Origin of the sequence: Brachybacterium saurashtrense, assembly GCF_003355475.1 — a bacterium.
GTDB lineage: Bacteria > Actinomycetota > Actinomycetes > Actinomycetales > Dermabacteraceae > Brachybacterium > Brachybacterium saurashtrense.
Window position 1 is genome coordinate 1,956,495 of sequence record NZ_CP031356.1, and the last position, 25,865, is coordinate 1,982,359.

General features: G+C 72.2%; 27 protein-coding genes. 11 read left to right on the plus strand and 16 right to left on the minus strand.

What is annotated here, in order from left to right:
• Positions 1-6: 6 nt before the first annotated feature.
• The 7 genes from DWV08_RS08900 to DWV08_RS08930 all read right to left on the minus strand — a co-directional run bounded on the left by DWV08_RS08900 (position 7) and on the right by DWV08_RS08930 (position 5,628).
• Positions 7-264, minus strand: a complete 258-nt coding sequence (locus DWV08_RS08900; RefSeq protein WP_115413461.1) for a type II toxin-antitoxin system RelE family toxin — start codon at positions 262-264, stop codon at positions 7-9.
• Positions 261-503: a type II toxin-antitoxin system Phd/YefM family antitoxin gene (locus DWV08_RS08905; protein ID WP_115413462.1), complete on the minus strand. Its 243-nt coding sequence runs from the start codon at positions 501-503 to the stop codon at positions 261-263. The genes DWV08_RS08900 and DWV08_RS08905 overlap by 4 nt, the downstream gene beginning before the upstream one ends.
• Positions 504-1,096: 593 nt before the next feature.
• Complete coding sequence (locus DWV08_RS08910) at positions 1,097-1,522, minus strand: hypothetical protein (protein ID WP_115413463.1); 426 nt, start codon at positions 1,520-1,522, stop codon at positions 1,097-1,099.
• 412 nt (positions 1,523-1,934) lie between these two features.
• Entirely contained in the window at positions 1,935-2,288 is a 354-nt protein-coding gene (locus DWV08_RS08915) for a DUF1801 domain-containing protein (protein WP_115413464.1), read from the minus strand.
• Positions 2,289-2,523: 235 nt separating this feature from the next.
• Positions 2,524-3,609 carry a redox-regulated ATPase YchF gene (gene ychF / locus DWV08_RS08920; RefSeq protein ID WP_115413465.1) on the minus strand — a complete coding sequence of 362 codons (1,086 nt, stop codon included), beginning with the start codon at positions 3,607-3,609 and terminating at the stop codon, positions 2,524-2,526.
• A gap of 70 nt (positions 3,610-3,679) precedes the next feature.
• Positions 3,680-4,504 (minus strand): hypothetical protein, encoded by an 825-nt coding sequence (locus DWV08_RS08925; RefSeq protein WP_115413466.1) that lies wholly within the window; start codon positions 4,502-4,504, stop codon positions 3,680-3,682.
• 53 nt (positions 4,505-4,557) lie between these two features.
• Positions 4,558-5,628: a hypothetical protein gene (locus DWV08_RS08930; protein ID WP_127097452.1), complete on the minus strand. Its 1,071-nt coding sequence runs from the start codon at positions 5,626-5,628 to the stop codon at positions 4,558-4,560.
• A gap of 146 nt (positions 5,629-5,774) precedes the next feature.
• Here DWV08_RS08930 and DWV08_RS08935 point away from each other — a divergent pair, with 146 nt between their 5' ends.
• Positions 5,775-6,182 carry a hypothetical protein gene (locus DWV08_RS08935; protein ID WP_127097453.1) on the plus strand — a complete coding sequence of 136 codons (408 nt, stop codon included), beginning with the start codon at positions 5,775-5,777 and terminating at the stop codon, positions 6,180-6,182.
• Positions 6,183-6,377: 195 nt separating this feature from the next.
• On the opposite strand, the gene DWV08_RS08940 is transcribed toward DWV08_RS08935, so the two are convergent.
• Positions 6,378-7,034 (minus strand): NAD(P)-dependent oxidoreductase, encoded by a 657-nt coding sequence (locus DWV08_RS08940; protein WP_115413469.1) that lies wholly within the window; start codon positions 7,032-7,034, stop codon positions 6,378-6,380.
• 301 nt (positions 7,035-7,335) lie between these two features.
• Between DWV08_RS08940 and DWV08_RS08945 the strand changes: the two genes are divergently transcribed.
• The 3 genes from DWV08_RS08945 to DWV08_RS08955 all read left to right on the plus strand — a co-directional run bounded on the left by DWV08_RS08945 (position 7,336) and on the right by DWV08_RS08955 (position 9,612).
• Complete coding sequence (locus DWV08_RS08945; protein ID WP_115413470.1) at positions 7,336-7,701, plus strand: winged helix-turn-helix transcriptional regulator; 366 nt, start codon at positions 7,336-7,338, stop codon at positions 7,699-7,701.
• A 71-nt stretch (positions 7,702-7,772) separates the two neighbouring features.
• The gene (locus DWV08_RS08950) at positions 7,773-8,294 is read left to right on the plus strand and encodes an Rv0361 family membrane protein (protein WP_115413471.1); all 522 of its coding nucleotides are present in this window, start codon (positions 7,773-7,775) and stop codon (positions 8,292-8,294) included.
• Positions 8,295-8,376: 82 nt separating this feature from the next.
• A complete protein-coding gene (locus DWV08_RS08955) occupies positions 8,377-9,612 on the plus strand; it encodes a DNA recombination protein RmuC (RefSeq protein WP_241237198.1) in 1,236 nt (411 codons plus the stop codon).
• A 35-nt stretch (positions 9,613-9,647) separates the two neighbouring features.
• Here DWV08_RS08955 and DWV08_RS08960 read toward each other — a convergent pair whose 3' ends face one another.
• Positions 9,648-10,661 (minus strand): 4-hydroxy-3-methylbut-2-enyl diphosphate reductase, encoded by a 1,014-nt coding sequence (locus DWV08_RS08960; protein WP_115413472.1) that lies wholly within the window; start codon positions 10,659-10,661, stop codon positions 9,648-9,650.
• Positions 10,662-10,852: 191 nt separating this feature from the next.
• On the opposite strand from DWV08_RS08960, the gene xseA reads away from it, so the two are divergent.
• On the plus strand, positions 10,853-12,247 hold the full coding sequence (xseA, locus tag DWV08_RS08965; protein ID WP_241237199.1) for an exodeoxyribonuclease VII large subunit: 1,395 nt from the start codon (positions 10,853-10,855) through the stop codon (positions 12,245-12,247).
• Positions 12,244-12,600: an exodeoxyribonuclease VII small subunit gene (locus DWV08_RS17365; protein ID WP_115413473.1), complete on the plus strand. Its 357-nt coding sequence runs from the start codon at positions 12,244-12,246 to the stop codon at positions 12,598-12,600. Before xseA ends, DWV08_RS17365 begins: the two co-directional genes overlap by 4 nt.
• A 145-nt stretch (positions 12,601-12,745) precedes the next feature.
• On the opposite strand, the gene DWV08_RS08975 is transcribed toward DWV08_RS17365, so the two are convergent.
• A complete protein-coding gene (locus DWV08_RS08975) occupies positions 12,746-13,456 on the minus strand; it encodes a DUF4245 family protein (protein ID WP_115413474.1) in 711 nt (236 codons plus the stop codon).
• Between the two features lie 120 nt (positions 13,457-13,576).
• On the opposite strand from DWV08_RS08975, the gene DWV08_RS08980 reads away from it, so the two are divergent.
• Positions 13,577-14,488, plus strand: coding sequence for a carbohydrate kinase family protein (locus tag DWV08_RS08980; protein ID WP_115413475.1), 912 nt, complete (start codon positions 13,577-13,579; stop codon positions 14,486-14,488).
• Between the two features lie 186 nt (positions 14,489-14,674).
• Positions 14,675-16,087: a class II fumarate hydratase gene (locus tag DWV08_RS08985; protein ID WP_115413476.1), complete on the plus strand. Its 1,413-nt coding sequence runs from the start codon at positions 14,675-14,677 to the stop codon at positions 16,085-16,087.
• Between the two features lie 253 nt (positions 16,088-16,340).
• Here the strand turns inward: DWV08_RS08985 and DWV08_RS16740 are convergent, their stop codons facing one another.
• The 3 genes from DWV08_RS16740 to uppS all read right to left on the minus strand — a co-directional run bounded on the left by DWV08_RS16740 (position 16,341) and on the right by uppS (position 20,353).
• Positions 16,341-16,613 (minus strand): DUF559 domain-containing protein, encoded by a 273-nt coding sequence (locus DWV08_RS16740; protein WP_127097454.1) that lies wholly within the window; start codon positions 16,611-16,613, stop codon positions 16,341-16,343.
• Between the two features lie 1,220 nt (positions 16,614-17,833).
• Positions 17,834-19,144, minus strand: coding sequence for an RNA 5'-3' helicase PhoH2 (gene phoH2 / locus DWV08_RS09000; protein WP_115414973.1), 1,311 nt, complete (start codon positions 19,142-19,144; stop codon positions 17,834-17,836).
• 450 nt (positions 19,145-19,594) lie between these two features.
• Positions 19,595-20,353 carry a polyprenyl diphosphate synthase gene (uppS, locus tag DWV08_RS09005; RefSeq protein ID WP_115413478.1) on the minus strand — a complete coding sequence of 253 codons (759 nt, stop codon included), beginning with the start codon at positions 20,351-20,353 and terminating at the stop codon, positions 19,595-19,597.
• Positions 20,354-20,602: 249 nt separating this feature from the next.
• On the opposite strand from uppS, the gene trhA reads away from it, so the two are divergent.
• On the plus strand, positions 20,603-21,475 hold the full coding sequence (trhA, locus tag DWV08_RS09010; RefSeq protein ID WP_241237200.1) for a PAQR family membrane homeostasis protein TrhA: 873 nt from the start codon (positions 20,603-20,605) through the stop codon (positions 21,473-21,475).
• Positions 21,476-21,518: 43 nt separating this feature from the next.
• Here the strand turns inward: trhA and DWV08_RS09015 are convergent, their stop codons facing one another.
• Complete coding sequence (locus DWV08_RS09015; protein ID WP_162801536.1) at positions 21,519-21,866, minus strand: hypothetical protein; 348 nt, start codon at positions 21,864-21,866, stop codon at positions 21,519-21,521.
• The gene (gene mca / locus DWV08_RS09020) at positions 21,863-22,774 is read right to left on the minus strand and encodes a mycothiol conjugate amidase Mca (protein WP_115413479.1); all 912 of its coding nucleotides are present in this window, start codon (positions 22,772-22,774) and stop codon (positions 21,863-21,865) included. The genes DWV08_RS09015 and mca overlap by 4 nt, the downstream gene beginning before the upstream one ends.
• A gap of 320 nt (positions 22,775-23,094) precedes the next feature.
• Here mca and DWV08_RS09025 point away from each other — a divergent pair, with 320 nt between their 5' ends.
• Together DWV08_RS09025 and greA are read left to right on the plus strand one after the other, a co-directional pair.
• A complete protein-coding gene (locus tag DWV08_RS09025) occupies positions 23,095-23,487 on the plus strand; it encodes a DUF4307 domain-containing protein (protein ID WP_115413480.1) in 393 nt (130 codons plus the stop codon).
• Between the two features lie 197 nt (positions 23,488-23,684).
• On the plus strand, positions 23,685-24,176 hold the full coding sequence (gene greA / locus DWV08_RS09030; RefSeq protein WP_115413481.1) for a transcription elongation factor GreA: 492 nt from the start codon (positions 23,685-23,687) through the stop codon (positions 24,174-24,176).
• Between the two features lie 145 nt (positions 24,177-24,321).
• Here greA and DWV08_RS09035 read toward each other — a convergent pair whose 3' ends face one another.
• Positions 24,322-25,767 (minus strand): AI-2E family transporter, encoded by a 1,446-nt coding sequence (locus DWV08_RS09035; protein WP_115413482.1) that lies wholly within the window; start codon positions 25,765-25,767, stop codon positions 24,322-24,324.
• Between the last annotated feature and the right edge of the window lie 98 nt (positions 25,768-25,865).

A 25,865-nucleotide genomic window follows, 5' to 3' on the forward strand; every position in this document is an offset into this window, starting at 1 on the left:
TCTGCGTCAGCGCCGGTAGACGTCACGCCTGTTCCCCGCCGCGACTACCATGACGAGGAGTTCGTCATCGTGGATTTCGTAGATGACTCGCCAGTTCCCCGTGCGAACACGCCAGGCGTCACGGCCGGTGAGCTTCTTCGATGCTGGCGGCCGAGGCTCGTCAGCCAGCAGGACGAGCACGGCGGCGACTCGCTCCTGGGCGTCACGCGGGAGTTTGCGGATCTGACGACGCGCGGCGGACGCGATGCGAACCGCGTAGGTCACAGGCCGAGCTCGCGACGGAGCTCATCGAGCGTGACACCCTCTCCACCCTCGGCCTTCGCCGCGTCATAGGCCGCGATGTCCTCGAGCTCCTCGGCCGCTTCCATCAGCCGATCGAGGGTGTCGGCATCCACGATCGCGCCCACCCGCCGATCATGGCGAGTGAGGTACACGGGCTCGCTGTGCGCCCGGTCGATGAGCCGCCCGAGCTGGTCGCGTGCCTTGGTTGCGGCGATCTCCATGACTCAAGAGTACCCCAAAATGTACATTCTTGGGGAAACCAAGACGTCGCGGCCGACACTGCCCGAGTCTCCGTATGCGACCTCTCGCCATCGCGACGTGATGCTCTGCCATCTGCACGACGGCGAGCGCATGCTCGAGGTTCGGCTCGATGCGTTCAGGGCGATGGATCGTCCGTCTCCCACTCGTCGCTCCTGAGCCAAGTCACCCACACAGGAAGGTCGAGTCGCGCGCCCACTGCGGTCGCGATCGCCGACAAAGCGCGGCGCGGATGCGATGACGAGCAGATCGATATCGTTCGAACACGGCCCGCTCTCCCCGTACGGCGCGCAGCCCACGCCCATAGATCCACGCCTTGTCCACGCCGTCGACGTCGCCGAACGGTTCGCGCAGGACCAGGACAGGGCCGTACGTGGCCGCGATGAGATCACGCATAGGGGAGAAGAGCTGATGCTCCCTATTCGCCCGCACGAGTCGGTTGCGCCCCTCCTCCGGCACGTACGAGCATCTGCCTCGCGACTACCAAGCCCGTCTGCGCAGTTTGATCGGAGCACACCGCACCGAAAGAGCCAGAGGCCCGGTCCGGCGATACGACTCAGTAGTCGTCGGGCCACTCCAGCGTGTCTGCATCAACCCACGAAGCTGACGGTCGTCGTCTTGGTGCACGAAGAAACTGCTCAACGATGGCCCAGGCGGTACCGAGCGCGAACCCGCTGCCCGCGGGCACCGTCGCGCCGTTCCCGGAAACAACGAATTCCGAAGCCAATCCGCCGCTCGGCGCAGCGACCCAATACCTCTCCGCGTCGTCATATGCGATCGACACCAAGCCGTCTACGAACTCCAAGATCAGGACCCGCCGCTCCCCGCCTTCGTCAGCGTGACTGATGGAGCCGCCGCCATCGTTTTCCCACAACGAGCTCGCCGTCGGACGAAACGACTGCTCCCACGCGGCGGGAGAGAAGTCACCACGGTCGCCAACACCCCTGAAGGTCGAATGAAACCCGGGCCTGCGGTCAACCACGCCAATCCTCCACATATCCGTCGTGACTACTTGGCCCACACTACCCAGACGCGTCGAACGAGTACGCCGCTGTGCACAGGTCCGTCAACTTGCCGGGCCAGACCGAGCGGCAGCGGAATCTGCGCTAGCTGCGCACCATGTGCGCGACAGGGGTTCGACGATGTACTCCTCCGACCGCCGTTGCACACGGGTTGAAGGCCTCTCCTCACACGTCACGAGCGCTGGCGAGGGCGACGTTTGACACCCTTTGCCCCGGATCGATGCCGCTCACACGTTGAACCGGAACTCCACCACGTTCGGGCGCGGACCAACCTCTGATGTTGCGATCCACCGATCGACTCGGGTCGCCACGGGCGCTGACTGTGCCCGGCTCACGTTCAGAACCGGGCACAGTCGCACCAGTTCGCCACGCTCAGGAAACCGCGGAGCGGACGATCTCGGCGATGCGCTTCTCCGTGGGTTCGTCGATGGTCTCGAAATACCAGGCGGCGGGCATCAGCATTCCGTCAGCCCCGCCTGCCGGAAGGAGTTTGACCTTCTCGGTGAGCGCGAGGTTGACCCGCTCGTCATTCCGCAACGTCACCAGGGCAGGCGTGCTCGCCGACAGCGCATAGGCGGGCATGCCATACCAGATCCGCGGCTTCAGCGTGGGTGCGGCCGCAACGATGACCTCATGCACTCGCTGCATGAGCGACCGCTCCGGTTCGTCCATCTTCGCGATCTTGTCGATCACCTGGGCGAAGTTCTTCTCGTCCTTCGATGCCATGTCATGTCCTCTCGTCAGCCAATGCCCATGCATCAGCGGTTGAAGTCGGCGCACAATTGCGCCACACCCCATCCGGACATGTCCCGAGTGAGTCGGGCCTCTCCGCAATGATTCAGGCGGTCTGTACCTGGAAGTGCAGTCGGCAGCATCGGCTGCTGATGGTCAGCATAGCCCACCGCTCGTGCGATGGGTCGCGGCCACAGCAGAGCAGCAACCGCCGGTCCCAACATATCCGTCACACGTTAAACCGGAACTCCACTACGTCCCCATCCCGCATCACGTACTCCTTGCCCTCCATGCGCACCCAGCCCTTGGCCTTCGCCTCGGCCATGGAGCCGGCTTCCATGAGCTGGTCGAAGGAGACGATCTCCGCCTTGATGAAGCCGCGCTCGAAGTCGGTGTGGATCACGCCGGCGGCCTGCGGGGCGGTCGCGCCCTTGGGGATGGTCCAGGCGCGGGACTCCTTGGGGCCTGCGGTGAGGTACGTCTGCAGGCCCAGGGTGTCGAAGCCGACGCGGGCCAGCTGATCCAGCCCGGACTCCTCCTGGCCGGTGCTCTCGAGCATCTCGGCGGCCTCCTCCGCGTCGAGCTCGATGAGCTCGGACTCGAACTTGGCATCGAGGAAGATCGCCTCGGCGGGGGCCACCAGCGCGCGCATGCGCTCCTGCATGGCGGTGTCCGCCAGGCCCTCCTCGTCGGTGTTGAACACGTAGATGAAGGGCTTGGCGGTCATGAGCTGCAGCTCGCGCAGCTGGGCGACGTCGATGCCGGCGTCCTTCGCGCCCTGGTAGAGAGTCCTGCCCGTCTCCAGCAGCGCCTTCGCCTTGGTGACGTTCTCCAGCACGGCGGCGTCGATGAGCCCACGCTTGGTGTCCTTCTCCAGGCGCTGCATCGCGTTCTCGATGGTCTGGAGGTCGGCGAGGATGAGCTCGGTGGTGATGGTCTCCATGTCCCCGGCGGCGTCCACGGAGCCGTCCACGCGGGTCACGTCGGGGTCGGCGAATGCCCGGGTGACCTGGCAGATCGCCTCGGCCTCGCGGATGTTGGCGAGGAACTTGTTGCCCAATCCCTCACCCTCGCTGGCGCCCTTGACGATCCCGGCGATGTCCACGAAGGAGACGGTGGCCGGCAGCAGCTTCTGGCTGCCGAAGATCGTCGCGAGATCGGCGAGCCGCGGATCCGGCAGCGGCACCACGCCCACGTTGGGGTCGATGGTGGCGAACGGGTAGTTCGCGGCGAGCACCTCCGCGCGGGTGAGGGCGTTGAACAGGGTGGACTTGCCGACGTTGGGCAGCCCGACGATTCCGATAGTAAGAGCCACGGGAGGTGATTCTACGGGTCCGTGCCGCGCACTTCACGGCCCGCGGCGTGAGATCCCGAACCCGCCCGGGTCAGCGCGCGTCCACCCCGGGGATCGCGGTGTCGAGCAGCGTGATCAGCCCGTCGGCGCTGACCTCTCGCACCACGGTCCGCTCGGAGGTCTCCTGCGGGGTGTCCATGGTGAGCACGCCGTCGGAGGTGGCCATGAGGCTCAGCTGCACCCCGGCGCCGCCGGCGCCCGCGGCGCTGAGCACGGTGAGGGCGCGGGTGTCGGCCAGGCGCCGCGCGGTGGCGTCCTCGAGGTCCTCGAGGTCGGAGGCGCGGCCCTCGTGCAGCACGCCGTCCTCGGCGCCGGCCACCTGGGCCTGGTCCACGTAGCGGGCCAGGCGCGCCGGCAGCGCGGCACGGGTGGGGACGCTGAAGTGGTGGTAGCCGTCGGCCGTGACCAGCTCCTCGAGCACCCCGCCCTCGGGGAAGAGGTACACCGTGATCGCGGTGGTCTGCTCCTCCACGCGCCGGGTGAGGTTCATCAGCGCCAGCGGCGCCCCGCGCAGCGTGAGCAGCCCGGCGAGGGTGCGGTCGAGCTGGGCCACGCGCTCGGCGGCCGGAGCACCGGTGGCGAGCTGCTCGCCCTCGGACTCGGCGTGCTCGACGGCGAGGGTGACCAGTCCGCGGGCGATCAGCGAGCGCAGGGCCAGCGAGGCGGCGACGTCGTCATCGAGGTCGAGCTGCTCGGCGAACGGCGCGCCGGAGAGCTCCACCGCGTCGCGGCCGCCCAGGGCCAGAAGCTCCTCGTCGGTGAGCACGGCCAGGACGGCCGGCTCGGCCTCCGCGGCGGCCAGGATCTCGTAGGCGCCGGCGGCGTCGCGTTCGGTGAACTGTGCGGGGTCGCTCATGTCGTCATCCTAGGTGGCAGGGGCGGGCAGGCTCGGGGCGGTGGGGGGGGCGGTCAGAAGCCGAGGGCGTCGCCCACGCCGGAGGCGAGGCCGCTCAACCCGTCGCTCACGGTCTCGGCGGCGTTGCCCACGGCGTCGCTGACGGCACCGGCGGTGTCGCTCGCCACATCGGCGACAGTGGAGACGGCGGAGCTCGCCGCGTCGGTCACCGCGGAGGCCGCGGAGCTCACGGTCGAGGTGATCCCGTCCCAGTTCTCGTAGACCAGCTTGCCGATGTCCATCCCGGCCGAGACCACGCCGAGGCCGGCACCGATCGCGCCGACGATGGGTGCGGCGGGGCCGGTGAACGGTGCGGCGATCAGCAGCGCGCCGCCGGCCGTGGAGAGGATGCCGCTGGTGCGGTCGTACCAGTTGTCGGCCGTCGCCACCTGGTGGACGCCCAGGCCCACGTCGACGAAGGGCAGCGCCTTCCCGATGCCGCGGCCGGCGGTCTGGAGCCACGGCGCCACGTCGTCGAGCCTGTTGAGGACCTTCAGCGGCTCGAACTCCCCCAGCGAGGAGGGGATGCCGAGCTTGCCCAGGAGCTTCTCGGCGCCCTTCTGCCAGCCCTGACCGGTGGAGAAGAGCTCGTCGAGGTAGGACTGCTTCCACAGGCCGTTCAGGCCGCGACCGGCGAGCTCGGCGAACTCGTCCCCGGCGCTGGGGATCCGGCCGAGGAAGTCGGAGAGCTTCTTGACGCCCTTGTAGAGGCCCTGCCCCTCCATGACGAGGTCGCGCAGGCCGCCCAGCAGGCCCAGCGGCCCACCCTCGCCGCCGAGCGCCTTCCCGAGGCCGTCGCCGCCGCCGGCATCGGACGGCGAGGAGGCGGTGTCCTGCTCCTCGGCATGGCTCTCGAGATCCGCGCCGCTGCGGCTCAGCTCCTCGGCACGCAGCCGGAACAGGGAGGAGGCGCCGCTGGACCAGCTGCGGCGGAAGTCGTCGGCGTCGGCCCCCTGCCAGATCGCCTCGTCCATCACCAGGGGCTCCAGGGAGTCCCTGATCTCGAGCAGTGCCTGCGCCTGCTGCGCCACCCGTCGGGAGTGCGCGCGCAGCGCCTCGGTGTCAGCGCCCAGGAAGCCGTTCATGTCCACCCTCGAAGGTCTCGTGGTCTCGAGCGGGCCGGGACGTCCCGACCTCCGCGCCCACCGTAGACTCACGCCCTCCCGAGGGCGATGGGGAGAACTGCCCATGCCGCCCCCGCGGGCCCGGCCGGGCTCCCTACACTCGCACCATGAGCACCAGCCGCGCCGCCATGACCTACGCGACCGCCCTGAACCGCAACGAGCTGTTCGAGAGCCCCGGCCTGCGCCGCGACATCCCCGCCCTGCTGGACGAGCACGAAGAGGTGCTGCTGGTGCTCCCGGGCGTGGCCGGCACCTTCCCGGACGTCATGATCGCCACCGCGCACCGCTTCCTGCTCGCCTCCGTGGCCGGACCGATGAAGAAGGCGAAGGTCAAGAAGGAGGTCCCGGCGGCGGAGGTCTCCGGCGTCGAGTACCGCCCTGGCCTGCTGTCGCGGGCGAAGGTGCGCACCGGCTCCCAGGGCACGATCGCGATGGTCCCGCACCGGAAGGCCGATGCCGAGCGCTTCGCCCGGGAGTTCACCCACCTGATCCACACCGGCACGCTGCCTGCCTGAGGGGCCGCGGCGGCGGCACGTCGGCCCCGGCCCCACCGCTCCGGGCGAGCACCGGGGCCGACGGCACCACCCGGCGGCGGGAGACCCCCCGGGGAAGCCGACGGCACCACCCGGCGGCGGGAGAACTCGGGAGGCCGACGGCACCGCCGGGCTCGTCCGCACCGCCTGCGCCGACGCCGTCTCCCCGGTCGCGGCTCAGTAGGCGACGGTGAAGCGGGTACGGCGGTGCGCGGGCCGCTCGATCTCGTCGAGGAGCGCGATCGCGAGATCCGCGCCTGAGAGGTGCGACTCCCCGTTCTCGTCGGTGAGCAGCACGTCCCCGCCCAGGCGATACGTGCCGGTGCGCTCCCCCGGGGCGAACCCGCCGAAGCCGGCGGCGGGGCTGACGAAGAACCAGTCCGGGGAGTCCTGCGCCTCGAGCGCACGCAGGTCTTCCAGCACGGCGTCCAGCACCCTCGGCTCCTCGGCGAACTCCGCCGGGAACTCCGGGGTGTCCACGAACTTCGGGCCGCCTTCGGCGACCAGCAGGGAGCCCGCCCCGCCGATCACGCCCAGGCGCACGCCCTTCTCCTGCGCCTGGCGGCCCAGGGTCGCCATCAGGGCGCGGAAGGCCGCGAGATCGGCCATGTCGCCGCGCGGCGAGAGGGCCGAGACGACCACGTCGGCCCCGTCGAGCACCTCGGCGAGGAACGCCTCCTCGCGCACGTCTCCGGCGCGGTGCGCGGTGCCGGCAGGGACCTGCGCGGGGGCGGTGCGGCTCACGCCGAGCACGTCGTGGCCGCGCGCGGCGGCCTCCTGCACCAGGTGCGCTCCGGCGTAGCCGGTGCCGCCGAGGATCACGATGCGAGCCATGGGGACTCCTTCCGCGCCCGAAGGGGCGCCGCGGTGAGAGGGTGGACGAGGTCCGTACGAACATCTCGTGGACCTCGATGCTCACCCTAGGTAACCTTGTCTCTACCGGGAAGTACGCACTTCGAGGTAACCACCCGGGGGTGGCCGTGGCCGCCCCTCCTCGCCCGTTCCGGCCCCGTCCAGCCCGTCGGCCCCCACCCAGCCCGCTGGCCCGTTCCGTCTCGTCGGCCCGTTCCGTCGCGTCGGACCCGTCTACCCCGTCGGCCATTCCAGCCCCTGCCCGCCGTGAGGAGCGCCCGCCATGCCCCTTCCCCCGCCCTACGACCCGTACGTGCGCGACTGCCCGTCGCGCCGCCTGCTGGACCGCATCGGCGATCGCTGGACCGTGCTGCTGATCGCCGCGCTCGAGGGCGGCCCGCAGCGCTTCTCCCAGCTGCTGCGCACGGTGGAGGGCATCTCCCAGAAGATGCTCACCCAGACCCTGCGCTCGCTCGAGGCCGACGGGCTGGTGCACCGCACGGTCCACCCCGAGATCCCGCCGAGGGTCGAGTACGAGCTCACCGCACTGGGCCGCTCCCTGCTGGCCCCGCTGGGCGCCCTCATCGACTGGGCCACCGAGCACATGGGCGAGGTGCAGAGCTCGCGGGACGCCGTCGACGCCCGCTGAGCGCCGGGGCCGCGCCGCCCCGCGCCCCGCACTCCCCGCCGCACTCCCGTACATCTGTCTACCCTGGAGGCATGAGCACCCCGCCGCCTCCCGGCCCGTCCCAGCCCACGCCGTCCGCCGTCCCGCCCGCCGCCTCCGGCACACGGGGCGGGCGCTCACGAGGCCCGCTGCCCTGGATCCTCGGCGGGGTGTGCGCGCTGCTGATGCTGCTGCTCGCCGGCGCAGTCGCGCTCGGCGCTCTGTGGTTCTTCGTGCTGCGCCCCAGCCCGCAGGACGCCGTCGAGCAGTACCTCGAGGCCTGGCTCAGCCACGACTGCGCGAGCTTCCAGGAGGTCTCCACGGAGGAGTTCCGCGGCGAGGACTTCTCCTGCGAGGCGTGGGAGCAGAACATCCTCGAGCAGTCGGACTACTCCTTCGAGCACGAGATCGGCGAGACCCGCATCGACGGGGACACCGCGTCCGTGGACGTCACAGAGACCATCACGCTCGACGGCGAGACCGATCAGGTCGAGTTCACCGTCGACCTGATCCGGCAGGACGGCCGCTGGCTGGTGGACAGCGGGACGGTGACCGAGGCGCCCGACGACCTCTGACCGGCCACGACGCCGCGCTTGCACCACCGGCTCCGGGGCGTGGCACCGCTCGCGTGTCGCACCCCCGTGATGTGCTGGGGACATGAGCGGAACCTGGATGCTCCTGCTGGGGCTGGTCCTCGGCGCGCTGCTGGGCGCGGCGGCGACCCTCCTCCTCCTGCGCGAGCGCACGCGTGCCGTGCTCGCGCACCGGCGCGACGGCGAGGACTCCGCCGACCGCCTGCTGCGCCTGGCCGACGAGCGCCACGAACGGGACGTGGCCCGGCGCGACGCGGCCGAGGAGGAGCGGGAGGCGGAGCTGCAGCGCACCCTCGCACCGCTCACCGCCACCCTCGCCCAGCTCGAGCGGAACCTGGCCCGCTCCGAGGCCGCCCGCGCCGAGGCCGAGGGCGCGCTGCGCACCCACCTCGGGGAGCTGGGCCGGCGCGCGCAGTCCCTGGAGCAGGGCACCAGCGCGCTCACCGCCGCGCTGCGCGCCCCCACCGCACGGGGCCGCTGGGGCGAGGTGCAGCTGCGCCGCATCGTGGAGGCCGCCGGGATGCTCGAGCACGTGGACTTCACCGAGCAGCTGGGAGGCACCCGGGCCGACGGGGAGAAGGGGCAGCGCCCGGACCTCGTGGTGCACCTCGCCGGCGAGCGCTCCCTGGTGGTGGACGCCAAGGCGCCGATGGACGCCTACCTCGACGCGGTCGAGGAGACCGATCCGCAGCGGGCCCGCACCCGCCGCACCGCGCACGCCCGCGCCCTGCGCCACCACGTGGACCAGATCGCGGGCAAGGCCTACTGGAAGGCGCTCGGGGACACCCCGGAGTTCACGGTGCTGTTCGTGCCCAGCGACGGCGTGCTCGCCGCAGCGCTGGAATCCGATCCCGGGCTGCTCGAGCACGGCTTCGCGAAGGACGTGGTGATCTCCTCCCCCGCCACGCTCGTCGCGCTGCTGCGCACGGTGGCGCACACCTGGCGCACCGAGTCGCTGAACCGCGACGCCCGCGAGGTGCTGGAGGCGGGGCGCGAGCTGCACCACCGCCTGGGCACGTTCACCGCCCACCTGGGGAAGGTGGGCCGCTCGCTGGACTCCTCCGTGGCCGCATTCAACGAGGCGGTGGGCTCTCTGCAGTCGCGGGTGATGGTCACGGCCCGGCGCTTCGAGGACCTGGGCCTCACCGGGACGGCGCTGGACGAGGTCGAGCAGCTCACCCGTCGCGCCCGCACGCTGGAGGAGGCGGAGATCGCCGATCTGGCCTCGCCGCGCCCCGGCGCCGGCGGGCGGTCGCGGGAGGAGCGGTCGCGGGAGGAGCGGGACCGCTCGGCGGGCTGAGCGCGCCGCCGCAGGCGATCGACGGGATCCTCGGATCAGGACTCCGCGGTGGCGGCGTCCCCCGTCGGCTTCCGGCGGGTGTCCACGGTGCCGCGGGACTTCATCTCCTGGCGCAGCTCGCGCGGGAGGGAGAACATGAGGTCCTCGGTGGCGGTGCGCACGGGCTTCACGTCGCCGTAGCCGCGCTCGGCGAGCACGTTCAGCAGCTGCTGGACCAGCACGTCCGGCACCGAGGCGCCGGAGGTGACGCCCACGGTCTCCACAGCCTCGAACCACTCCTCGCGCAGCTCGTGGACGGAGTCGATGCGATGGGACGCCTTGGCACCGGCCTCCTTCGCGACCTCCATCAGGCGCACCGAGTTCGAGGAGTTCGGGGAGCCCACCACCAGCACCAGATCCGCATCCGGGGCGATCTTCTTGATCGCGACCTGGCGGTTCTGGGTGGCGTAGCAGATGTCGTCGCTGGGCGGGGACTGCAGGGTGGGGAAGCGCTCGCGCAGCTTGTCGACGGTCTCCATGGTCTCGTCGACGCTGAGGGTGGTCTGCGACAGCCACACCACCCGCTCGGGATCGCGCACCGTGACCTTGTCGACGTCCTCGGGGCCGTTGACGATCTGCACGTGCTCGGGCGCCTCGCCGGCGGTGCCCTCGACCTCCTCGTGGCCCACGTGGCCCACCAGCAGGATGTCGTAGTCCTGGCGGGCGAAGCGCACCGCCTCCTTGTGCACCTTGGTGACCAGCGGGCAGGTCGCGTCGATGGTGCGCAGATTGCGCTGCTCGGCCATCTCCCGCACCTTCGGGGAGATGCCGTGTGCGGAGAAGATCACCAGCGCGCCCTCGGGCACCTCGTCGACCTCCTCGACGAACACGGCGCCCTTCTCCTTCAGCCGGTCCACCACGAACTTGTTGTGCACGATCTCGTGGCGCACATAGACGGTCTCGTCGTAGTGATCCAGGGCGCGCTCCACGGCGACGACGGCGCGATCGACGCCAGCGCAGTAGCCGCGCGGCTCGGCAAGAAGGACGGTTCCGGTGCTCACGCCTCCCATCGTAGGAGCGGGAGCCTGCCGGGGGCGACCGGTGGGGCGAGTGTCACCATCCCTCCACACCCTCCCCTCGACGACTCCTGCTCCTCAGCCTGCGCAGCCTCCCCGGGGCCAGCTCCCCTCCACAGCCGCGGCTCCTCCACACCGCCGCTGTCCTGCCACGGCCTGTCGGCCGCGCGTGCCAGAGTGGACCCATGACGCATCCCTCTTCCGCTCCGGGCGCGGGCGGCGAGGCCGCCCCGCGGCCGGCGCCGGCCCCGACCGCCGCGCAGACCACCGCGGAGAACCCGTGGCCGCTGCGCCAGCTGTCGGTGAAGGTCGGCGAGTACGTCGCGAAGATGTCCCCGCTGTGGGTGGAGGGCGAGATCGTCCAGCTCAACCGCCGCCCCGGCGCGGGGCTGAGCTTCATGACGCTGCGGGACGTGGACGTGGACATGTCCTTCTCGGTCCCGGTGCGGGAGCACGTGCTGCGCGCCCTGCCCGTGGAGCCGGTCGCGGGCGCCCGCGTGGTGGTGCACGCCAAGCCCACCTTCTGGACCAAACGCGGCAGCCTCCAGCTCGAGGCGGACGACATCCGCCCGGTGGGTCTGGGCGAGCTGCTGGCCCGCCTCGAGCAGCTCAAGCGGGTGCTCGCCGCGGAGGGTCTGTTCGAGGCCTCCCGCAAGCAGCCCCTGCCGTTCCTGCCGCGCACGGTCGGGCTGATCTGCGGCCGGGAGTCCGCCGCGGAGCGGGACGTGGTGGTCAACGCCCGGAGGCGCTGGCCGGCGGTGCAGTTCGAGATCCGCGAGGTCGCGGTGCAGGGCACGAAGGCGGTGCGGGAGGTCTCCGCGGCGCTGCGCGAACTGGACGGGCTCGAGCACGTGGACGTCATCATCGTCTCCCGCGGCGGCGGCTCCCTCGAGGACCTGCTCCCGTTCTCGGACGAGCAGCTCACGCGCCTGGTCGCCGGCGCCCGCACCCCGATCGTCTCCGCGATCGGCCACGAGGTGGACACCCCGCTGATCGACCTCGCGGCGGACGTGCGCGCCTCCACCCCCACCGACGCCGCCAAGCGCGTGGTGCCGGACATCGTCGCCGAGGTCGAGCAGCTGGAGCTGGGCCGCACCCGGCTGCGCGCCGCGATCCGCGCACGGATCGAGCGCGAGCAGTCCGGGCTGGACGCGATGCGCTCACGGCCGGTGCTGGAGAACCCCTCCACTATCCTCGCCGGGCGCGCCGACGAGATCCGCTCCCGGATCGCCCTGGCCCGCACCCTCATCGGGTCCCGCCTGGACCGGGCGGCCGACGAGATCGACCACCTGGGCCGGCAGGTGCGCTCCCTCAGCCCGCTGGCCACGCTCGAGCGCGGCTATGCGGTGGTGCAGGACGCCGACGGCACCATCGTGCGCGCGCCCGCGCAGACGTCGATCGGCGAGGCGCTCTCGGTGCGCGTCGCGGGCGGCCGGTTCGGCGTGGAGCGCACCGAGGCCGACCCGTACACCCCGCCGCCCGCCCCGGACTCACGCGACGCCACCGGCGCGGCCGATGCCACCAGCCCTGACGCCCCCGACAGTCCCGACGCCCCCACCGCCCCCGAGGAGTCCCGATGACGCCCAGCACCCGCCCCGACGACGATCCCACCGCACCGGCCCCTGCCGAGGGCACCGGCACGGACGGCGCAGGGACCGGCGCCGCCACGGCCCCCGTCACCCCTGCCGAGGATCCCCAGCCGCTCCCCGAGGACATCGCCGCCCTCTCCTACGAGGCCGCACGCGACCAGCTCGTCGAGGTGGTGCGTCGCCTCGAGTCCGGACAGGGCGGTCTCGAGGACTCGATCGGACTGTGGGAGCGCGGGGAGATGCTGGCCCGCCGCTGCCAGCAGTGGCTGGACGGGGCGCGCGACCGACTGGACGATGCGGTCGCCGCCCGCCGCGCCGAGGGGCACACCACGCCGCAGGAGTGAGCCGGCGCGCCCGGTGCGGCGCGGGGTCACCCCGCGCCGGGCGGCGGGCGCACCCGGCTGGCGTCGGCCGCTCCGGACCGGGCATCGGCCGGTAGCCGTCCGGGCACCCCGCTCCGGACCGGTCCCGGGGCACGGCCAGCGCGGCTCAGGCGATGTCGTCGATCGCGGCGCGCGCGACGTCCTCGAGCTCCGCCCGCTCCGTCGCGCCGTGCACCAGCAGGCCCCAGTCCTCCCCGTCGCAGGCGATGCCCAGGTGCTCGGCGCCGTCCTCGCCCCCGCGCAGCAGCGTGCACTCGGCGCCCTCGAGGGTGAACTCCTCGACGACAGTGCTGCCGGGCAGCGCGGTCGAGAGCATCGATGCGCTCACCTCGGACTCCTCGACCAGGGTCACCAGCTGCCCCTCCGGGGAGGTGTACTGCAGCAGCCAGCGAGGGTTCGCCCCGTCGGTGAACCGGGCGGTGCGCTCGGACCAGCCCTCGCCCAGCTGGGGAAGGGCCACGGGGAACGGCGCCACCTCGTCCGCACGCTCGGCGCTCGCGGTGGCATCCAACTCCGAGTTCTCCAGCGGCGTCCGCTCCAGATCGCTGCCCACCCCGAAGAACGCGATCGCGACCACCACCACCACTGCCATGGTGAGCAGCAGCGCCCACACCATGTTGCGCAGCACCGTGTTCTTCCGCGACGGAAGCTCGTAGGCGGACTTCGGCTGCGGGCGCGGCGCGGCATCCGGCCCGGGTCCGGACCCGGACCCGGACCCGGGCTCGGCCGCCAGCGACGGGTCGGCCGCGGGAGTCTGGTCGGCCGCGGGCGTGGAGTCGGGCTCGGGCGCAGACTCGGGGCGATCGGGATCGTGCATGCCTCCATTGTCCCTGCCCGCTCCCCCGCGCGCCGCGCGTCCCCGCCTCTGGCGGAGGGACCTGCATCACTCCCCCGCCGTCCGTTCGCCCCCTCGCGCGAAACCTGCGATGATCGAGCCGTGACCGCGAGATTCCTCATCGCCGGAGAAGCACTCACCGACATCGTCGTCGACGCCGACGGTGCACGTCGTGAGCATCCCGGCGGATCCCCGATGAACGTGGCCGTGGCGCTGGGCCGCCTCGGCCACGTCACCCACCTGCTCACGCGCATCGGCGACGACGCCCGAGGCGACGCCCTCCGCGCGCACCTGGTTGACTCCGGCGTGCAGCTCACGCCAGGCAGCTCCGTGGCCGCCCCCACCTCCACCGCCCTGGCACGGCTGGACGCGCACGGCGCGGCGACCTACGAGTTCGACCTGGTGTGGGACCCGCACACCGACGGCCTGCCTGCGGACGTCGACGCCGTGCACACGTCGTCCATCGCCGCCGTGCTCGCCCCGGGCGCCGACACCGTGAGGCACGTGCTGCGTGCACGGCGCGCACGCTCCACGATCAGCTACGACCCCAACGCACGGCCCACCCTGATGGGCGCGCCGGAGGCGGTGCGCGAGCGGATCGAGTCCACGATCGCGCTCAGCGACGTGGTCAAGGCCTCCGACGAGGACGTGGCCTGGCTGTACGGCACCGACGACGTCGAGGACGTGGTCGCCTCCTGGCTCGAGCACGGTCCCGCCCTGACGGTCCTGACCCGTGGCGGCGAGGGCGCCGTCGGCTTCTCCGCCTCCGGGCGCGTGCAGGTCTCGCCGGTCGCCGTGGACGCGGTGGACACCGTCGGCGCCGGAGACACCTTCTCCGCCGGCATCCTCGACGCCCTCGCGGCGAAGGGCGTGCTGGGCGCCGCGCAGCGCCCCGCCCTCGCGGACCTCCCCAACGACGACGTCGCCGCCGTGCTGAAGCACGCCGCCGCCCTCGCCGCCATCACCGTCTCGCGCGCGGGCGCGAACCCGCCCTGGAGCCACGAGCTCACCTGAACGCCGCGGTCGGCGCGCACGCAGGGTGCGCCGTCGGCCGCCCACCGGCGCGGGGCCGGTCGGCTCCCGCCAGACCCCGACGCCCCGGCGCACGCCGCACCCCGTCCCGGGCCTCACCGCCCCTCGTTCTCCCCGACCACGACCACGACCCGATCCCCACCTGACCCCGCTCTGAGGAGGCACCCCATGACCCAGTCCACGCCCGCCGCGCAGGACGGCTACCGCATCGAGCACGACACGATGGGCGAGGTGCGCGTGCCCGCCTCCGCCCTCTACCGCGCCCAGACCCAGCGCGCCGTGGAGAACTTCCCCATCTCCGGCCAGGGCCTGGAGCCCGCACACGTCCACGCCCTCGCCCAGGTGAAGAAGGCCGCCGCCCGCGCCAACAAGGAGCTCGGCGTGCTGGACGGCGCCATCGCTGACGCGATCGTCGCCGCCGCCGACGAGGTGATCGCCGGCGACCACGACGACCAGTTCCCGGTGGACACCTATCAGACCGGCTCCGGCACCAGCTCGAACATGAACATGAACGAGGTGCTGGCCACCCTCGCCACGAACGCCGGCACGGACACGCACCCCAACGACCACGTGAACTGCTCGCAGTCCAGCAACGACGTGTTCCCCACCTCCGTGCACGTGGCCGTGACCCAGGGCGTGGTGGAGCAGCTGCTGCCGGCGCTGGCCCACCTCGCCGGGTCGCTCGAGGCCAAGGCCGAGGCGTGGAAGGACGTGGTGAAGTCCGGCCGCACCCACCTCATGGACGCCACTCCCGTGACCCTCGGCCAGGAGTTCGGCGGCTACGCGGCCTCGCTCCGCTACGGCATCGAGCGCGTCGAGGCGGCCCTGCCCCGCACCGCCGAGGTCCCCCAGGGCGGCACCGCCGTGGGCACCGGCATCAACACCCCGATCGGGTTCCCGCAGAAGGTGATCGCGAACCTCGTCGAGCAGACCTCGCTGCCGCTCACCGAGGCCCGCAACCACTTCGAGGCGCAGTCGAACCGCGACGGCCTGGTGGAGATGTCCGGGGCGCTGCGCACCATCGCCGTGTCGCTCACCAAGATCTGCAACGACCTGCGCTGGATGGGCTCCGGCCCGAACACCGGCCTGGGCGAGATCGCGATCCCGGACCTGCAGCCGGGCTCCTCGATCATGCCCGGCAAGGTCAACCCGGTCATCCCCGAGGCCGTGCTGATGGTGTGCGCGAAGATCGTCGGCAACGACGCGGCGATCGCGTGGGGCGGCGCGCAGGGCGCCTTCGAGCTCAACGTGCAGATCCCGCTGATGGGCACCAGCCTGCTGGAGTCGATCCGCCTGCTCGCGAACGCCTCCACCGTGCTGGCCGACAAGACGGTGGACGGCCTCACCGCGAACGAGGAGAAGGCCCGCTTCTACGCCGAGGCCTCCCCCTCGATCGTCACCCCGCTGAACAAGCTCATCGGCTACGAGTCCGCGGCGAAGATCGCCAAGCACGCCGTCGCCGAGCGCATCTCCGTGCGCGAGGCCGTGATCGCGCTGGGCTTCGTGGAGCGCGGTGAGCTCACCGAGGAGCAGCTGGACAGCGCCCTGGACGTGCTGTCGATGACCGCGCCGAAGGCCTGAGCCGGACGTCGTCCTTCCGAAGCGAGCGCCCCTCCCGACGATCGGGTGAGGCGCTCGCCGTCTCGCCCGGCCCCGCCCCGGGCTCCGGGCAAGCCCACTCCGGGCTCCGGACATGCCCATCTCGGGCTCCGGGCGGGCCGATGGTGATGCGAGGTGCACATATACGCACCTCGCATCACCATCGGTCCCTCCACGACTCCGGTCATCGTCCGATCCCCCGCTGCAGACTCATCCTCGCGCCCGAAGGGCCCGGTCACGCGGGCAGAGCCCGGACATGCTCCCGGCGACGGAGCATCGTCTGCAGCATCCGTGCCGTACGCCCCCAATGCAGGAACACCTGTTCCCAGGTCAGGCGCGTCACCCGGTAGCCACGGGCCGAGAGCACGAGGTCCCTCTGTCGGTCTTTCTGGTACTGGCGCGGGTCGTCATGGAACGTCCTGCTGTCACACTCGATCACCCAGTTGGAGCCGAGCAGCAGATCGACACGAATGCCGGGAAGCAGCTGCACCTGGCTGCGCACCTTCACGCAGCGCTCCTCCAACCACCAGCGCACGGCGGTCTCCGTCCCGGACTGCGCGTCACATCGAACTCTCATGAGGGGGCGCCGGTAGCGCTGTGGGAGCCCGGCGAGAAAGGTCCCCAGGTCGCCGTCGCTGAGCCGCCCGCTCTCCAGTGCCGACTCGATCAGGATCGCCGCCTTGACCGTCGGCAGACAGCGTGCCGCGTGGTGGAGAGTCTGAAGGAGGTCAGGAACGGGATCCGTACTGCCCCAGGACCGAAGCCGCGGAGCGTGCAGGACGAGTGGCTCCGGCGAGGAGCCCCCGCGGCGTGCACCAGCGTCAAAGAGCGGAATCAGCTCGTCCGTTCCCGGGACCCGCCTCCGTCGGATCGGGCGTAGGTGCGGCACCGGTGATGGGGCGTCGATGACGCGCGGCCGAAACGCATGGACGCCGTCCCCGGGCGGAACCCACAGCCCGTGCAGGGACGCAGAGTCCAGACAGGTGGGACGAACGCCCAGCGCGAGCAGGTCGACGAGGTCCTGGGGAGCATCGTCGGTCACATACCACTGCCCCACCGGCCGGATGCGTCCGGTGCGCAGAAGTGCACGCCGTTCTCGCGCATCGGGGACAGCGCGTGGAAGGTGCGTCTTGAGGACCACTCCCTTGACTCGCATCTCCCGAGCTCACCAGATCACCCGCGCACGGTCGTGGCACAGGTCGCGGGCTGTGGACGACGGGCGAGTGGGGAGGGGACGAGAGACTTTCCCAGACCCGCCGCACGCTGGTCCCGGCCGGGATTCGGCCACCGCAGGCGCTGCCTGCCGAAGCCGCGCGGCACTCGGACCGGCTGCGCCTCGTCCCTCGCGGACGATCGGCGGCTCGCCGCACCTCGCGCACCGGCGGGCCGCGCCCACCTCACCGCCGGCCGGCTCGCCCTGCGCAAGCAACCGACGCCTCGCCCCACGTCACGGACGGACTACCCCACCATCACGCATGCACGGGCCGATGGTGACCCGAGATGCGTATATGTGCAGCTCGCATCACCATCAGCCAGTCCATGACATCCCCGGCCGGGAACGCCCCCTGGATTCGCAGCCCGGAGCATCCCACCGCCTCGCAGCCGTCGGCGCTCGCCGTCGCGCCTGGCCCCGGCGCCGGCCCTGAGCCCCGCCCCGTCGCCGGCCCTGGGCCCCGCCCCGGCGCCGGCCCCGCCGGCAGTGCAGCAGATCGGGGTCCCGCTCACCCCTCAGGGAATGGGCTCGTCCAGCACGTGGGTGACGAGCTCTGCGACCTTGGAGCGCTCGGAGCGCTGCAGGGTGATGTGGGCGAACAGCTCCTTCTCCTTGAGCGCCTCGACCACGGAGGCGATCCCGTCGTAGCGGCCGATGCGCAGGTTGTCCCGCTGGGCGACGTCGTGGGTGAGCACCACGCGGGAGTTCTGGCCGATGCGGGAGAGCATGGTCAGCAGCACGTTCCGCTCGAGGGACTGGGCCTCGTCGACGATCACGAAGGCGTCGTGGAGGGAGCGGCCGCGGATGTGCGTCAGCGGCAGCACCTCGAGCATGCCGCGGGAGAGCACCTCGTCGATCACGTTCTGGGAGACCATCGAGCCGAGGGTGTCGAACACGGCCTGCCCCCACGGCCCCATCTTCTCGCTCTGATCGCCGGGGAGGTAGCCGAGCTCTTGCCCGCCCACGGCGAACAGGGGCCGGAACACCATGATCTTGCGCTGGGTGCGGCGCTCCAGCACCGCCTCGAGGCCGGCGCACAGGGCGAGGGCGCTCTTGCCGGTGCCGGCGCGACCGCCCAGGGAGACGATGCCCACGGATTCGTCCTGCAGCAGGTCGATCGCGACCCGCTGCTCGGCGGAGCGGCCGGAGACCCCGAACACGGTCTGGTCGCCGTGGACCAGTCGTGCCTGCTTGTCCCGGGTGACCCGGCCCAGCGCGGAGCCGCGCGGGCTGGTGAGGGTCAGGCCCGTGTGCACGGGCAGGTGGGCGATGTCGGGGACGTCCACGCTGCGGCCGTCGTAGAGGTCTGTCATGGTCTGCTCGTCCACCGCGGCGGTGACCATGCCGGTGTAGCCGCGGTCGCGGGCCAGCTCGGCGCGGTACTCCTCGGCGTGGATGCCGGAGGCGCTGGCCTTGATCCGCATCGGCAGGTCCTTGGAGACCAGCACCACGTTCTTGCCCTCGAGCTGGAGGTTCTTGGCGACGGCGAGGATGCGGGTGTCGTTGTCGCCGAGCCGGAAGCCGTCCGGCAGGGAGGCGGTGCTCATGTGGTTCAGCTCCACGTGCACGTGCCCTCCCTCCTTGCCGATCGGCAGCGGCACGGAGAGGTTGCCGTGCAGCTCCCGCAGGTCGTCGAGGATCCGCAGGGCCTGGCGGGCGAAGTAGCCGAGGTCGGGGTGGTGGCGCTTGGCCTCGAGCTCGGTGACCACCACGATCGGCAGCACGATGTCGTGCTCGGCGAAGCGGTGCAGGGACAGCGGGTCGGAGAGGAGCACGGAGGTGTCCAGCACGTAGGTGATCACGCCGGTCTCCACCTCGGCGAGCATCTGCTGCGCGACGCCGGGACGCAGGGAGGGCACCACGGGGGCGCCGTCCGGGTTCGCCGCCCCGAGGGATTCCGCCCGGCCCACCGACCGCAGGGCCGTGACGCCGCCCTCGGCAGGGAGAGTCTCGCGGGCAGTGGTGGTGTCGTCCATGGTGGCCTCCCGGATTGGTGCGGTTGCCTGGACCTTAGCCCCGTCGGCATCCGCGTTCGGGCGAGTCCCGCGGAATGCGGGGCCGACGTTCACCCGATGGTCATCGGGAGTTCTGCACACCTCCCGATGCGGCCAGTGTGCCACCGGTCACGTGCTCCGGCGGGGAGGCGATCGTCGTGTCAGCCCGGCGACGGCCCCCGTCCGCCCGCCGGCCTCCGCGCACCGTCCGCCCCGGCGGCCACCGCGCACGGTCCGCCCGGCGACCGCCGCGCCGCACCCGCTCCGCCCGCCCGGTGCTCCTCAGGCCCCGTAGCGCCGCTCGCGTCGGCAGAAGTCGCGCAGGGCGCGCAGCAGGTCCACCCGCCGGAAGCCGGGCCAGTAGGTCTCGCAGAACCAGTACTCCGAGTGCACGGACTGCCACAGCAGGAAGCCGGAGAGGCGCTGCTCGCCGGAGGTGCGGATGATGAGGTCCGGGTCGGGCTGGCCGCGGGTGTAGAGGTGCTCGGTGATGGACTCGATGCTGATCCGCTCGGCGATGCCGTCCCCGTCCAGCCCCTGGCCGGCGAGGTCGCGCACGAGCTCCTGCACGGCGTCGACGATCTCCTCCCGCCCGCCGTACCCGATGGCGACGTTGACGGTGAGCCGGGCGTCGCGGGGGGCGGCCTCCTGCTCGCGCATGATCTCCGCCCGCATCGAGGCGGGCAGGGCGCCGGCGTTGCCGGTGAGGCGCACGCAGTGGCCGGCCCGGATGATCGCCGCGATGGTGTCGCCGATGATGCCGTAGAGCGCGGTGAGCTCCTCGGGCGGGCGGCGCAGGTTGTCGGTGGAGAGCATCCACACGGTGACCAGCGGGATGCCCAGGTCCTCGCACCAGGAGAGGAACTCCAGGATCTTCGCGGCGCCGGCGCGGTGGCCGTGCTCGGTGCTCTCCCCGGCCTCCTTCGCCCAGCGGCGGTTGCCGTCGACGATCACCCCGAGGTGCTGGGGCAGGTCGAAGGCCTCGAGCTCCCGCGTGAGGCGCCGCTCGTAGACCCGGTAGAGGAGTCCGTCATCGTCCATCGCGGTGCTCCTCCCCTCGTCCGTACCGCGCGCCCGCGGCCCTGGTCCCGTGCCCGCGGGGTCCCCGTCGGGCCGTCGTGCGGGGCCGTGGCCCGCGCGCCGTCCATCGTGCCGTGCGCCCTGCCTCTGCGGGCGCACGCCCCATTATCGACGACGATCCCGGTGCTCCGGACTCCCCGCACGGATCGACACCGGATCGGCACAGGCCCCGCACCTCGAACTTACGGTCGCGTAGGTTACGGTGTCCCCATGAGCAACGGACAGCGCCGCGACAGCGGCACCCCCGGGCAGGGCGAGCCCCACGCGCTCCTCGAGCGCGAGGCCCCCCAGCACGCCCGCACTCCCCAGGAGCAGGAGGCGGCTCGCGCAGTCGCCGAGAGCGGCGGCACCCGGCTCCCGGCCGACGAGGAGCTGCCCACCGCCGAGAACTTCCCCTTCGCCCCGCGCACCCTCACCCGGGCGATGGCGCGCCGTGCCACGCAGCTGGGCCTGCAGCTGCCCAAGCCCCGCCTGCGCGGGATGCTGCACCTGATCGCCTTCCCCACCAGCCTCGTGATCGGGCTGCTGCTGGTCGCGGTCGGGGAGAGCTTCGCGACGCGCCTGGCCTGCGCGGTGTTCGTGCTCACGGCGGGGATGCTGTTCGGCATCAGCGCCGTGTACCACCGCGGCACCTGGTCGCCGCAGCGGGCGATCATGCTGCGCCGCTTCGACCACGCCAACATCTTCCTGATCATCGCCGGCACCTACACCCCGATCGCGGTGACGCTGCTGGCGCCGCGCCAGGCGCTGACGCTGCTGGTGATCGCCTGGGGTGGCGCCGCCGTGGGCGTGTGCTTCCGCCTGTTCTGGACGGGCGCGCCGCGCTGGATCTACGTGCCCGCGTACGTGGCGCTGGGCTGGGTGGCGGTGTTCTACATGCCCGCCCTGCACGCCGGCGGGGGCTGGGCGGTGGTGTGGCTGCTGGTGATCGGCGGCCTCGCCTACACGGCCGGCGCCGTGATGTACGCGCTCAAGCGCCCCAATCCGTCCCCGGCGTGGTTCGGGTTCCACGAGATCTTCCATGCGGGAACCCTGGTGGGGTTCGGCTGCCACTTCGCCGCGGTGGCCGTCGCGGTGCTGTGAGGCGCCGACGGGGACGCGGCCGTCCCGGACTGCTCCGGAGAGGTCAGTCCCGGCCCTCCTGCGGCGGGGCATCGCCCTCCCCGGGGCCGTGATCCGCCTCCGGGCGCTCCTCGGGCTCGTCCCCGGGTGCGTCCTCCTCCGCATGCTCGCGCTCCTGCGCGGCGTCCCGCTCGGCGTCCTTGCGCTCCTCCACCCGGGCCCGTGCCTGGACGCGCCGGGTGCGGCGGGTCATGTCGACCGCGAGCAGCACCACCAGCACGGCGAGCACGAACATCGCGAAGAAGCCCGGCAGGCCCGGGGAGACGGTGACGGAGTTGAACTCCGAGCCGTCCGAGGGGCTGGGGGCCGTGACCAGGGCGCCCAGGGCCCGCACCGCACCCGCGCCGGTCATGCCCGGGCCCCGAGGTGCTCGTGGCGCAGGCCGGCGAAGAGGTCGTTCTCGGGGAGCTTCACCGGGATGCGGGAGATGTGCAGCTCGTAGTCCTCGGTGCCCCAGGCCGCGGTCTCCACGGCGTGCGGGATGCGGAAGAACGGCCCCTCGGGGTCCACCTGCGTGGCGTGGGCGCGCAGGGCGTCGTCGCGGATCGCGAGGTAGTCGCGCACGTCGATCCGGGTGGTGAGCAGGCGGTCGTTGCTCTCGTCGTAGCGCTGCAGCATCTGGTCGAGCATCTCGTTGGGGGTGCCCTCGGCGTGCAGGTGGCGGCTCACGGCGGCGAAGCGCTGGCGGTGGAAGCCGTTGATGTAGTACAGCTTCGCCACCTCCCACGGCGCGCCGAGCTCGGGCGCGAACTGCGGATCCGCCGCGAGATCGAAGGCCGCCAGGCTGATGCGGTTGGTCTGGATGTGATCGGGGTGCGGGTAGCCGCCGTTCTCGTCGTACGTGGTCATCACGTGCGGTCGCAGGCGACGCACCGCTTCGACCAGCGGGCGCGCCGCCTCCTCGACGGGCATCGTCGCGAAGCTGTCCTCCGGCAGCGGCGGCAGCGGGTCGCCCTCGGGCAGGCCGGAGTCGACGAAGCCGAGCCACTCGTGCCCCACGCCGAGGATCTCCTGGGCCCGGGCCATCTCCTGCCGGCGGATCCCGGGCAGCGTCTCACGGGTCACCGAGGGGTCGTCGCGCAGGCGGGGATTCAGCACGTCGCCGCGCTCGCCGCCGGTGCAGGTGATGACGGTGACCTCGACGCCCTCGCGCGCGTAGCGCGCGGTGGACCCTGCCCCCTTGGACGACTCGTCGTCCGGGTGCGCGTGGACGGCCACCATGCGCAGGGGCTCTTCGGGAGTGGGCTGCTGGACGGTCACGGGGCTCCTCCGAGGCGGCGGGTGGGACGGGAACGGGTCCACGGGGACGGTGCGCGTCGCCGCCCTGTGTCCGGGCGGGGCGCGGCGCCCCGGCGCGGTCGGGTGCGGCACGGGGCGGACGCGACGCGAACGGTCACGTCGCACCGGCGTCCGATCCTACGCCACCTCGGCGCTCCCGCCCCTGGGAGGAGGGCGGCAGGTGCACGGCGGCCTCCGCGCCCGACGGCGCTCCCCCGCCCGATGGGATCCCCGGCACCTGTCGGGCTCCTCCGAGGCGCGGTCTGGAACACTGGGGCCATGACTCATGCGGGATCGTGCACATGACCGCCCCGGACCGGCGCCACGAGCAGCGCTACGGCGGGCCGCTCGTGGGCCGTCGCACGTCCCGCGTCCTGATCGCCCTCGCCGCGGCGGTGTTCCTGGGGATCGTGGGCTACGTGGGCGTGCAGGCCGCGAGCACGCCGGTGCGCCACGAAGTGCTCGCCTACCAGCACCTCGCCGACGACGTCATCGCGGTCGACTTCCAGGTCACGATGGATCCCGGCACCGAGGCCGTCTGCCGGGTGCAGGCCCTGAACAAGGGGCGGGCCCAGGTGGGCTTCCTCGAGACCACGATCCCGGCCCAGGAGTCGCGCCGCAGCACCCATCACGTGGAGATCTCCACCCAGGGCGAGGCGGTCTCGGCGGAGATCATCGACTGCTCGCCGCGCTGACGCCCTGCCTCCGCCGCGGCGACATCGGGGGACGATCCGCGGATCCGTCAGCACGAACGTGTACAGTGCTCCGGAACCGGCACAACGCCGATTCATCATCACCCGCACACGGGGCGCATGAGACATGTGCCCCGTGATTCGCGTATTGGGGGCCCTTCGCTCCCGTGCGCCTCATCAAGGACGACAGGAGTGAACCCATGAGCAGCCAGCCGAATGGCGCCTGGCTCACCCAGGACGCGTACGACCGCCTGGTCAAGGAGCTCGAGGAGCTCGAGGGCCCGGGACGCACCGAGATCGCCGAACGCATCGCCGCGGCGCGCGACGAGGGCGACCTCAAGGAGAACGGCGGGTACCACGCCGCCCGCGAGGAGCAGGGCAAGATGGAGGCGCGGATCGCGGACCTCCAGCGGCTGCTGAAGAACGCCGTGGTGGGCGAGTCCCCCAAGGACGACGGCGTGGTCGAGCCGGGCATGGTCGTGGAGATCTCCATGGCCGGCAAGACGCGCACCTTCCTGCTGGGCAATCGCGAGATCGCCGACGGCGACGACACTCTCGAGGTGTACTCCTCCGAGTCCCCGCTGGGCAGCGCGATCCACGGCTCGACGGTGGGCGACACCGTCGACTACACCGCCCCGAACGGGAAGTCCTTCCCGATCGAGATCCTCAAGGCCACGCCCTACACGGCCTGAGCCTCACCCGAGCCCACCGGGGGTGACCCAGCGTCCACCCCGGTCCGCTCGCCGACAGGAGGGCCCGTCCGGCAGCTACCGGACGGGCCCTCCTCTCGTGCGGCGCGGCGTCCGGCCGCGCGGGACCGGTCCCCGCGCGGGGCGCTCAGGCCCCGCCCTCGCGCGGCGGGGTCGCCGGGGGCTCCTGCTCGTGGGCGGCGCTGTCCGGCCGGTCCTCGGAGGTGGGCGCGGCATCCGCGGGCGATGCGCCGGTCGAGGGGTCGACGGGGGCGGCCGACGGGGAGTCATCCGGCGAGGGGGCGGCTCCGCCGGGCGTCGCGGCGACCGGCGCGGCGGTCCCCGACGCGGCGGCGCCTGCCGTCGCAGGAACGGGTCGCGGCGCGCTCGGGACGGCCGTCGCGGCGGCCGCCGCCTCGGCACGGCCCTGCGCCGCCGCCGCGCCCTTCCGGCCCAGCGAGGCGAAGTGCTGCGCACTGGCCTGGTCCTGGCCCAGCTCGGGGCTGGGATCCCGGCCCACCACGTACAGCAGCGTCGCGTTGAGGAAGGCGATCAGCGGGATCGCGAAGAGCGCCCCGGCGATCCCGGCCACCATGGCGCCTGCCGCGACGCCCAGGAACACCGCCAGGGGGTGCAGCTCCACGGCCTTGCCCATCAGGAAGGGCTGCAGCACGTTGCCCTCGAGCTGCTGCACCGCCAGCACGATCGCCAGCATGATCAGCGCGCCGATCCATCCGTTCAGCACCAGCACCAGCAGCACGGCGACGGCGCCGGAGGCGATCGCACCCACCAGCGGGATGAAGGAGAACAGGAACACCAGCAGCCAGATCGGCACCGCGTACGAGCCCAGGCCCAGCGCGATCATGCCGATCGCGATGCCGGTGGCGTCCACACCCGCGACCAGGATCTGCGTGCGGATGTATGCCGAGAGCGCCTTCCATCCGCGACGGAACGCCTCATGGGTGGGCACCCGGGCGGCCGGCGGCAGCAGGCCCACCGTCCAGCGCCAGATCCCGGAGCCGCCGGCGAGGAAGAAGAACAGCGCGAACAGGCAGATGACGATGCCGGTGGCGACGTTGCCGAGCACCGCCGCCGTGCCGAGGGCGCCGGAGACCAGCTGATCGGCGTTCTGCTGCAGCTGAGCCAGCCCCTCCTCGATCGCCGAGTTGATCATCGTGTCGTCGATCTGGAAGGTGGCGGTGGCCCAGTCGGTCAGGGCCTGGAAGCCGGCGATGGCCTTGTTCTGGATGTCCGCGTACTGCGCGAAGAGCTGGCGCCCGGCGAGGGTGAACATCCCCGAGATCACCAGCAGCAGCCCCAGCAGGGCGATGCCGCTGGCCGCGCCGCGCCCCAGGAAGGTGTAGCGGGTGAGCACCTTGACCACCGGGGTGAGCAGCGCCGCGAGCAGCACGGCGATGAGCACCGGGATGACCAGGACGGCGACCTTCAGCAGCCCCCAGATGAGGAGCGCGGAGGCCGCGACCACGACGATCATCCGCCAGGACCAGGCGGCGGCGCGGCGGATCCCCATCGGGATCTCCTCGACCTCGGGCGCGAGACCGGGAGGTCGCGGGGCGGGGCGCAGCTTCGGCATGGGACTCCTTCCGTCCTGACCATGGCGGTCACGTGCATCCTAGCCACGCCCGTCGACCTCGAGCCGCCCCCGACGAAGGTCGGACCCGTGCTGTCCGT

Excerpts from the sequence above, each read along its gene's own strand:
- DWV08_RS08940 (WP_115413469.1), bottom strand. The coding sequence starts at position 7,034 with ATGGCTCGCATCGTGATCCTCGGCGGCACCGGCTACGCCGGAGCGCAC.
- uppS (WP_115413478.1), bottom strand. The coding sequence starts at position 20,353 with ATGGACGATGACGGACTCCTCTACCGGGTCTACGAGCGGCGCCTCACG.
- trhA (WP_241237200.1), top strand. The coding sequence starts at position 20,603 with ATGAGCAACGGACAGCGCCGCGACAGCGGCACCCCCGGGCAGGGCGAG.
- DWV08_RS08930 (WP_127097452.1), bottom strand. The coding sequence starts at position 5,628 with ATGAACGGCTTCCTGGGCGCTGACACCGAGGCGCTGCGCGCGCACTCC.
- DWV08_RS08945 (WP_115413470.1), top strand. The coding sequence starts at position 7,336 with ATGCCCCTTCCCCCGCCCTACGACCCGTACGTGCGCGACTGCCCGTCG.
- phoH2 (WP_115414973.1), bottom strand. The coding sequence starts at position 19,144 with ATGCTCGCCGAGGTGGAGACCGGCGTGATCACCTACGTGCTGGACACC.
- DWV08_RS08985 (WP_115413476.1), top strand. The coding sequence starts at position 14,675 with ATGACCCAGTCCACGCCCGCCGCGCAGGACGGCTACCGCATCGAGCAC.
- DWV08_RS17365 (WP_115413473.1), top strand. The coding sequence starts at position 12,244 with ATGACGCCCAGCACCCGCCCCGACGACGATCCCACCGCACCGGCCCCT.
- greA (WP_115413481.1), top strand. The coding sequence starts at position 23,685 with ATGAGCAGCCAGCCGAATGGCGCCTGGCTCACCCAGGACGCGTACGAC.
- DWV08_RS08935 (WP_127097453.1), top strand. The coding sequence starts at position 5,775 with ATGAGCACCAGCCGCGCCGCCATGACCTACGCGACCGCCCTGAACCGC.
- DWV08_RS08925 (WP_115413466.1), bottom strand. The coding sequence starts at position 4,504 with ATGAGCGACCCCGCACAGTTCACCGAACGCGACGCCGCCGGCGCCTAC.
- DWV08_RS09015 (WP_162801536.1), bottom strand. The coding sequence starts at position 21,866 with ATGACCGGCGCGGGTGCGGTGCGGGCCCTGGGCGCCCTGGTCACGGCC.
- DWV08_RS08915 (WP_115413464.1), bottom strand. The coding sequence starts at position 2,288 with ATGGCATCGAAGGACGAGAAGAACTTCGCCCAGGTGATCGACAAGATC.
- DWV08_RS08905 (WP_115413462.1), bottom strand. The coding sequence starts at position 503 with ATGGAGATCGCCGCAACCAAGGCACGCGACCAGCTCGGGCGGCTCATC.
- DWV08_RS08960 (WP_115413472.1), bottom strand. The coding sequence starts at position 10,661 with ATGGGAGGCGTGAGCACCGGAACCGTCCTTCTTGCCGAGCCGCGCGGC.
- xseA (WP_241237199.1), top strand. The coding sequence starts at position 10,853 with ATGACGCATCCCTCTTCCGCTCCGGGCGCGGGCGGCGAGGCCGCCCCG.
- DWV08_RS08950 (WP_115413471.1), top strand. The coding sequence starts at position 7,773 with ATGAGCACCCCGCCGCCTCCCGGCCCGTCCCAGCCCACGCCGTCCGCC.
- DWV08_RS09035 (WP_115413482.1), bottom strand. The coding sequence starts at position 25,767 with ATGCCGAAGCTGCGCCCCGCCCCGCGACCTCCCGGTCTCGCGCCCGAG.
- DWV08_RS09025 (WP_115413480.1), top strand. The coding sequence starts at position 23,095 with ATGACCGCCCCGGACCGGCGCCACGAGCAGCGCTACGGCGGGCCGCTC.
- DWV08_RS08955 (WP_241237198.1), top strand. The coding sequence starts at position 8,377 with ATGAGCGGAACCTGGATGCTCCTGCTGGGGCTGGTCCTCGGCGCGCTG.
- DWV08_RS08975 (WP_115413474.1), bottom strand. The coding sequence starts at position 13,456 with ATGCACGATCCCGATCGCCCCGAGTCTGCGCCCGAGCCCGACTCCACG.